This is a genomic window from Luteitalea sp. (genome assembly GCF_044337415.1).
GTDB lineage: Bacteria > Acidobacteriota > Vicinamibacteria > Vicinamibacterales > Vicinamibacteraceae > Luteitalea.
In genome coordinates this window covers 1-7425 of record NZ_JBIINP010000193.1, presented here as the reverse complement: position 1 = coordinate 7425, position 7425 = coordinate 1, and the positions used below count along the sequence as shown (strand labels likewise).

General features: G+C 69.8%; 9 protein-coding genes. 1 reads left to right on the top strand and 8 read right to left on the bottom strand.

Annotated features, from left to right (window positions below):
- Positions 1 to 41 precede the first annotated feature (41 nt).
- Positions 42 to 1175, bottom strand: a complete 1134-nt coding sequence (locus tag ACIRDX_RS18695; protein ID WP_396626954.1) for a glycoside hydrolase family 43 protein — start codon at positions 1173 to 1175, stop codon at positions 42 to 44.
- On the bottom strand, positions 1172 to 1555 hold the full coding sequence (locus tag ACIRDX_RS18690; RefSeq protein ID WP_396626953.1) for a winged helix-turn-helix transcriptional regulator: 384 nt from the start codon (positions 1553 to 1555) through the stop codon (positions 1172 to 1174). Before ACIRDX_RS18690 ends, ACIRDX_RS18695 begins: the two co-directional genes overlap by 4 nt.
- A gap of 168 nt (positions 1556 to 1723) precedes the next feature.
- Here ACIRDX_RS18690 and ACIRDX_RS18685 point away from each other — a divergent pair, with 168 nt between their 5' ends.
- Positions 1724 to 2677, top strand: coding sequence for a ring-cleaving dioxygenase (locus tag ACIRDX_RS18685; protein WP_396626952.1), 954 nt, complete (start codon positions 1724 to 1726; stop codon positions 2675 to 2677).
- A 130-nt stretch (positions 2678 to 2807) separates the two neighbouring features.
- Here ACIRDX_RS18685 and ACIRDX_RS18680 read toward each other — a convergent pair whose 3' ends face one another.
- The 6 genes from ACIRDX_RS18680 to ACIRDX_RS18655 form a co-directional block, all read right to left on the bottom strand.
- Complete coding sequence (locus ACIRDX_RS18680) at positions 2808 to 3593, bottom strand: hypothetical protein (RefSeq protein ID WP_396626951.1); 786 nt, start codon at positions 3591 to 3593, stop codon at positions 2808 to 2810.
- A gap of 16 nt (positions 3594 to 3609) precedes the next feature.
- The gene (locus ACIRDX_RS18675; RefSeq protein WP_396626950.1) at positions 3610 to 4644 is read right to left on the bottom strand and encodes a threonine aldolase family protein; all 1035 of its coding nucleotides are present in this window, start codon (positions 4642 to 4644) and stop codon (positions 3610 to 3612) included.
- Between the two features lie 119 nt (positions 4645 to 4763).
- Positions 4764 to 5831, bottom strand: a complete 1068-nt coding sequence (locus ACIRDX_RS18670; protein WP_396626949.1) for a DUF3500 domain-containing protein — start codon at positions 5829 to 5831, stop codon at positions 4764 to 4766.
- Positions 5832 to 5977: 146 nt separating this feature from the next.
- Complete coding sequence (locus ACIRDX_RS18665) at positions 5978 to 6190, bottom strand: cold shock domain-containing protein (RefSeq protein ID WP_396626948.1); 213 nt, start codon at positions 6188 to 6190, stop codon at positions 5978 to 5980.
- A gap of 276 nt (positions 6191 to 6466) precedes the next feature.
- Entirely contained in the window at positions 6467 to 6916 is a 450-nt protein-coding gene (locus ACIRDX_RS18660; protein WP_396626947.1) for a CoA-binding protein, read from the bottom strand.
- A gap of 32 nt (positions 6917 to 6948) precedes the next feature.
- Positions 6949 to 7425 (bottom strand): DUF418 domain-containing protein (locus ACIRDX_RS18655; RefSeq protein WP_396626946.1); only part of this gene is annotated, 477 nt, incomplete at its 5' end.

Below are 7425 nucleotides of genomic sequence, written 5' to 3'. Positions count from 1 at the left end.
TCGGGAGTCGGGAGTCGGGAGTCGGGAGTCGACAGGGCCCGTCAGCGCTCCAGCCCGTCAGCCACCGCTCGGGTCACCGCGAACGCCGTGCCGTGCCGCATGCCCTCGGGGAACGTTACGTCCGGCGCCGGCGTGAACGTCCGGAAGTCCTGCGTGTCCATGGCGCCGTAGCGCTTGCGCGTGTACTCGTCGTAGAAGATGCGCCAACGGTCACCCAGGCGCAGCACGGTGGGTCCTTCGACCCAGTCTGGCGAGAACGCCGCCGAGGCGGCGCCGAAGGGACCGCTCATGGACGAGGCCGTGGCGACCTTGAGGTGCTTGCGCGGGGTCGGCGCCTTCGTCTCGTCCTTCACCACGAGCACCGCCCGCTGGCCGTCGTGCACGACGACGCCATCGATGGCGTTGAACCCGCCGTCGTAGAAGAGCCGCGCCGGGGTGTACGACACGAAGTCTTTGGTGGTCGTGGCGTAGAGCCGATGGTTCAGCGGGCGTCCGTTGCCGGCATCGCCGTTGGCCTGGAGCGTCTCGGGAAAGCGCCCCTCGATCGTCGTCGCCCACACGATGAGGTAGTGCTTCGCGTCGGGGTCGTAGTGGATCTCGGGCGCCCAGACGTTACGTACGCCCTCGACGTCGCCGAGGACGGGCACGTTCGCCTGGGCACTCCAGGTCCGCAGATCGCGCGAGTGCGCGACGCCGAACCCGTGGTCCCACCACCCGGTGGTCCACACCATGTGGAACTGCCCGTCGGGTCCGTGGACAATCGACGGATCACGCATCAGCTTCGTGCCGACCTGCGGCGCGAGGTACGAGCGGCCGCCGCCCACCCGGCGCCAGTGCGCGCCATCGTCACTGCACGCGAAGTGCAGGCCGTCCTCGCCGTTGCCGGTGAAGTACGAGAACAGGTACACCGTATCGGCAGTCGGGAGTCGGGAGTCGGCAGTCAACTGCTTCGTGTCGGCAGTCGGGAGTCGGGAGTCGGCAGTCAGCTGCTTCGTGTCGGCAGGCGGGAGTCGGGAGTCGGCAGTCGACGACTCCCTCTCGGCAGTGGGCAGTCGGGAGTCGGCGATCGCGCGCGCCTGGGCGGCAGGCGGCGTCGGCCCGACGGCCGCGAGTGATGCGACGAAGCCGAGCACACAGGCGAGGGCCACAGGCATCGAGCGACGGGCGGTGATCATGCGCGGGACTCCCTGGCGCGGGCGGCGCGGCGCACCGCCTGGACGCGGTCTCGTCTCAGGTGGCGTTTGCCCCAGTCGTCGATGGCGGCGACGACAGGCTGCAGGGCCACACCGGCGGCCGTCAACGAATAGAGCGTGCGCGGCGGCGACGACGACTCGACGCGACGCGCGAGGATGTCGAGCGCGACGAGCGTCTCGAGGCGCTGCGCGAGCGTGGACGGGTTGCAGCCGCCAACGGCACGCGACAACTCGTTGAAGCCCATCGGTCCGCCCATCAGCGCATGCACGATCTGCATGGTCCACTTCCCTTGCAGGACGCCGATGGCATCGAGCACGGGACAGAAGGGATCGGGCAGGGCGGAACGGCGCGCGGGGGCCACGACCGTCAGGCTAGCAGAGGCCGTGTCGACATTCCATAGCTACTTGCTTTTTCATAGCAACTACATCCATACTGTGGAAGCCGGCCAACGACCCGCGCTGCGGGCGCGCCAGACGCGGGCGCGCGGGTCCGCCCCCCAGCACCGGGAGGGTCGCCGGCCACTGTTCCCATGCAGACCATCAGCGGCTTGCACCATGTGACGGCCATCTCCGGCCCCGCCCAGCAGAACCTCGACTTCTATGCCGGCATCCTCGGGATGCGGCTGGTGAAGAAGAGCGTCAACCAGGACGATCCCGGCACGTACCACCTCTTCTACGCAGACGCCGCGGGGCATCCCGGCACGGACCTGACCTTCTTCCCCTGGTCGCACATGGCGCCGTCGCGCGCCGGACACGGCCTGGCGACCGAAGTGCAGTTGACCGTGCCCACCGGCTCGCTGGCGTACTGGGGCGAGCGGCTCACGCGCTACGGCGTGAAGCTCGGCGCCATCGAGACGCGGTTCGGCGATCGCGTGCTGCCGGTCGTCGATCCGCACGGGCTGCAGGTCGCGCTCGTCGAGTCTGCCGATCCCACGACGCGCGGCTTCGAGCCGTGGTCACACAGTCCGGTGCCCGTCGAATACCAGGTGCGCGGCCTGCACGGCGCGCGCACGTGGCAGCACGACAAGGCGCCGACGGCGTGGTTCCTCTCGAACGTGTTCGGCTTCACCGAACTCGGCACCGAAGGCGGATGGACGCGCTACGTGATCGGCGACGGCGGCCCCGGGCGCGTGCTCGACATCCGCGAAACGCCTGAAGAGCGCCGCGGCGCGTGGGGCACCGGCAGCATCCACCACCTCGCCTGGCGCGTGACCGACGAGGCGCACGAACTGCTGGTGCGCACGCTGGTCGAGGAGGTCGGGCTGCGGCCGACGCCCGTGATCGACCGGTTCTGGTTCAAGTCCGTGTACTTCAAGGAACCCGGCGGCGTGCTGTTCGAGCTGGCCACCGACGGACCGGGCTTCGCGGTGGACGAGGACGCCAATCACCTTGGCGAAACGCTGGTGTTGCCGCCCTGGCTCGAAGGCCAGCGCACCGCCATCGAACGCGCAGTGCCCACGCTCACGTATCCGCCGCAGGTGTGAGCATCCGGGTACGCGGTACGGGGTACGGGGTACCGTACGGGAATCGGGGCTTGGGGCTTGGGGCTCGGACAGATCTCCGAGTCTTGAGCCTGAATCCTGCAAGCGTCAGCGAGGCGTCAGGCGTTAAGCGTTAAATGGCCCCCATGCTCCGCAGGAACTCGAAGTAGGGCTCCGGCACGCCCTTCCACTCGCCCTTCACGCGGCGGAGCCGGAACGGCACTTCGATGGTGCCCATCATCCCCACGAACACCAGTTCGTCGGCGGAACTCCCGGCGGTGATGCGCGTGCCCGACGGCATGCGCACCACCTCGCCGGCGCGGGCAGGCGCCAGGCCCATCTCGACGGCGAGCATGGCGACGTGCCCGCGATCGGCGCCCGGCAGGTTGTTGTTCCGCGTGAGTTGCTCGACGTGGTCGGGCAGGTAGCTCAGCGCCTTCAGCGGTTCCGTCTCGCGATTCATCACGTGGTAGAGGAACCGCTTCACCAGCATCACCGGTGCATCGTCTGGCGGCGGCGTCGCCGCCTGCTGTCGCTCGGCCACCCAGTACCGCGGATCGACGCGCCAGCCGTCGCGCGTCCGCACGACAGGCACGGGCACCAGCGAGCCGCCGTACTGCGTCACGTACACGATGCGCGTGCCGACCGGTGCGCTCGCCGTGTCATCGACCGGCTCGCCCTCGAAGAGCGGCGGCAACTGCGACGAGAACCGCACGCGCGTCAGCCGTTCCTCGACCTGCCGCCGCTCGTCCGCAGAGAGGCTCGACGGCAGCAGCACGTCGACGCCGTCGGTGGGCAGCGTGGCCTTCAGGAACGCGTCGCGTCGCCCCAGCACCATCGACGACAACACGTCGTACGCCACCACCTTCGGGTCGTCGGCCGCCAGGGCACGCCCAGGCAGCACGGCGAGCGCCGCCACGAGGCAGAGCGCGCCCCTACGCGTCAGGGGTACAGAGTTCGGCGAGGATGTCGGCTGCCGCCACGCACTGCTCACGGGTCACCTCCAGATGAGTGACAACGCGCAGGGTGCGCGGGCCGAACGCGAACAGCAGCACGCCGCGGTCACGCGCGGCGGCCACCACCGTCGCGGCATCAGGCGCGCCGGGCTCGAGGTGGAAGACGACGATGTTGGTCTGGACGGTGGCGAGATCGAGCCGCACGCCCGGGGAGCGGGCCACCCGCTCGGCGATCAGGCGGGCGTGCGCGTGGTCGTCGGCCAGGCGCATGTAGTGATGCGCGAGCGCGTGGGTCGCCGCCGCCGCGAGCAGGCCCACCTGGCGCATCGCCCCGCCGAACATCCGGCGGTACCTGACGGCCCGTGCGATCACGTCGCGAGGGCCGGCCAGCAGCGACCCTGCGGGCGCGCCGAGGCCCTTGCTCAACGCGGCCCAGACGACGTCGAATGGTGCCGCGACGGCCGCCGGGGGTACGCCGAGGGCGATGGCCGCGTTCCACAGGCGTGCGCCGTCGAGCAACGACGCAACGCCGTGCGCGCGTGCCGCCGTACAGATGGCCTCGGCCTCGGCCAGGGGCACCACGACACCGCCGGCGCGGTTGTGGGTGTTCTCCACCGCCACGAGCGTGGTCGGCGGGTAGAGCATGTGGCCGTGCGGCTTGCGCGCCGCGAGGAACTCGGCGGCCGTGAACCTGCCGGCACTTCCGACCTCGGTGAGCTGCACGCCGGCGTTGGCCGCCGCGCCACCCGTCTCGTGCCACACGAGGTGACTCTCCCGACTCACCACCACATCGTCGCCGGGACGCGTCAGCGTGCGGAGGGCGACCTGGTTGGCCATCGTGCCCGTCGGGAGCCACAGCGCGGCTTCCTTGCCGAGGAGCGCCGCACCCTGTTCCTGCAACGCGTTGATGGACGGGTCTTCGCCGAACTGGTCATCGCCGACCGGCGCGTCCGCGATGGCGGCGCGCATGGCCGGCGTCGGCCGGGTGACCGTATCGGAGCGGAGGTCGATCATCTGGGAATCGGCAGTCGGCAGTCGGCAGTCGGCAATCGAGAATCGGCCACAGGCTGGCAGACTGCAGGCCGCCTGTAGCCTGCAGCCTGCAGCCTGTAGCCGGTAGCCGGTAGCCCTGCCTAGTGCTTCACCGCCGCCAGGTGCTTGCGGAGCAGGTCGCCGCCGTAGTCGTGCTCGAGGTCGCGCCACATGCTGTGGATGTGGTTGGCGTCGTTCTGGCTGTTGTCGTACTCGATCAACACCGTCGGCCCGTGCACGCGGTAGTAGTGCTTCTTGCCGACCTCGAGGCTGCCGGCCCACGCGAAATGCATCTTGTCGAAGCCGGCCTTCTCGATGCGCGCGAGCTGGGACTTGCGCTGCGCCTCGGGGAAGCGCGCGGCGTACATCTCGACGAGCTTCCGCAGCTGCGCCTTCTGCGGCGCCGACATCGCGCCAGCCGCCACGCCATCGAACTGCGCGATCTCGGCCTTCGGCTTGTTGGTGGTGACGATGTCGTTGGTGGTCTCGGGCGCGATCACGACCCTGGCCTTCTGGTCGGCCGAGAACAGCGCCATCAGGGCGCGCGCCTCGTCCTCTTCCGCCGCGAGGATGCGCAGGCCCAGGCTCGGGCCCGACAGCACCTTGGCCGGGTTGGACCCGAAGAACAGCGGCGCGACGATGTCGCCGTCCTTGCCGGCGTGGGTGACGTTCACCGAGAGGTGGTGCCCCTCGAAACGCCAGCCCCACACGGCGTCGGCGGCGGGCGTGCCGAAGATGGCGGTGTAGTACAGCCCGGGCTGCCGACGCATGTAGTTGGCCACGCCCTGCCCCTTCTCGATCTCGCGCAGGATGTCCTCGTGCGCGATGATCGAGCGAGCGGTCGCGTAGCCCGACTCGCTGAGCCCCGAGCGCAGGAGTGACATCGCCTGGGCCTTCTGCGGCTCGGCCAGTTCCTCGAGCGGCACGCCAGCCCGCACCATCGGCACGTAGTTCAACTGCGTGCGTGCGTCGTGCTCGAACGGCAACAGGGCCTTGTCGCGGGCGGGCCCGGTCACGCCTGCCGCCAGTGCCGCGGCAGCCGCCGTGCTGCTCGTGGCGGCGGGCGCCTTGGCTCCAGCCGCCGTGGCGGGTTGGGCCGTGGAAGGACGCGAAGCGACGGCAGCAACGGCCGCGCCGATGACCAGGACCGACAGGAGAAGGGGACGCATGGCGAGTGGGCGGATTCTACTGCACTCGTCTGGGGCCGGGTACGGCGTGCCGGGTAGGGGGGTACGGGATGGCAGGACCACCCCCGAAACGACAAACGGCCGGACCGCTTGCGCGATCCGGCCGCTGGTACTACGCCTGCGAGAGCCTAGCGGCCCTGGCGGACAACGTTCTCGGCCGCCGGACCCTTGGCGCCCTGGACGATGTCGAACTCGACGCGCTCACCCTCGACAAGGGTCTTGAAACCCGTGCCGGCGATGGCGGAGTGGTGCACGAAGCAATCCTTCTGGCCGCCCTCCGGGGTGATGAAGCCGAAGCCCTTGCTCTCGTTGAACCACTTGACGGTACCGGATGTACGCATAACGAACTCCTCGTTCGGTAATCGGAGCACCGCCATGCCACACGGACCGACCGACTACTGATTTTCTGTCGTGCATACTCCCCCACGACGGGGGCAACCGCTGCGCTGGTCGGTTGCGGGCACTCAATGCAAAAGGCCTGGCGACTTCCCAGGCCTTCTACAAACCTTGGACTTGTCACATCCAGTAATGGAATGTGTCGCGCAGGGCAACTATACACACCACCGCCATGGGGCGCAAGGCCCCCCTTTTTCCGGAGCCCAACGGCCCGGCTTGGCTCAGCGGCGTCCGAGGCTGCCGTAGTCGATCATGAGGCAGCGGTCCTGCACCACCTGAATCCCGGCATGGGCCAATCGCTCAGCCACCGCATCGTTGCGGATGCCGGACTGGAACCAGACGGCCCCGGGGGCGCGGGCCAGGATGTCGTCGACGTGGCCCGGCAGGTCCTCGGCGCGCCTGAACACGTCGACGAGGTCGAGTTGCCCGGGGACGTCCACCAGTCGCCGGTATACCGGTTCGCCCAGGATGGGCGCCTCGTCGTGGCCATGCACCACGACCGGCACGATCGTCAGGCCCATCTGCTGCAACGCCTCGGGCACGAAGTACGCGGCCTTGTGCCCCTGCGTCGCCGGGCGCGCGCCGAGGATGGCGACGCGGCTCACGCCGCGCAGGAGGGTGCGGATGTCGGAGCTGCTGGTCAGCAGGTGGCGGCGCCAGTCGTCGGTCATGCCTGACACTACGGTATCGCCCCCGATCGAGCCTAGTCGACCGCCAGGGCCTGCGGTGACCGACCGCGCAGCAGCGGAAGGCGCTGACCATAGGTGCCCTGGCGCCAGAGCCACTCGACCGGCCCGAAGTAGGCCCGACGCAGCCACCATGTGCTCACCAGGGCCTGCAGTCCGACCAGGCCCACGGCGCCGGCCATCGAGGGCGCAAGCGCCACCGTCCCCCACAAGCCCAGGCCGATGCCGTAGAACAGCGCCACGCCCAGGATGCTGTGCATGAGGTAGTTCGTGAGCGCCATGCGACCGACGGCCGCGGCAGGCGCGAGCCGTGACGGTGCGGCTGCGTGCCAGCGGACCAGGACAGCGGCGTAGGCCACCGCCAGCAGCGGTGTGGCGACGGCCTCGACGGTGATCTCGAGCCAGCCCTGGAGCGTGGGCATCCGCGGGGCGCCGGAACCTCCGAGCCATGCGCCCGCCGCCGCGAGGGGCAGCCCGATGAGCAGGCCAATCCG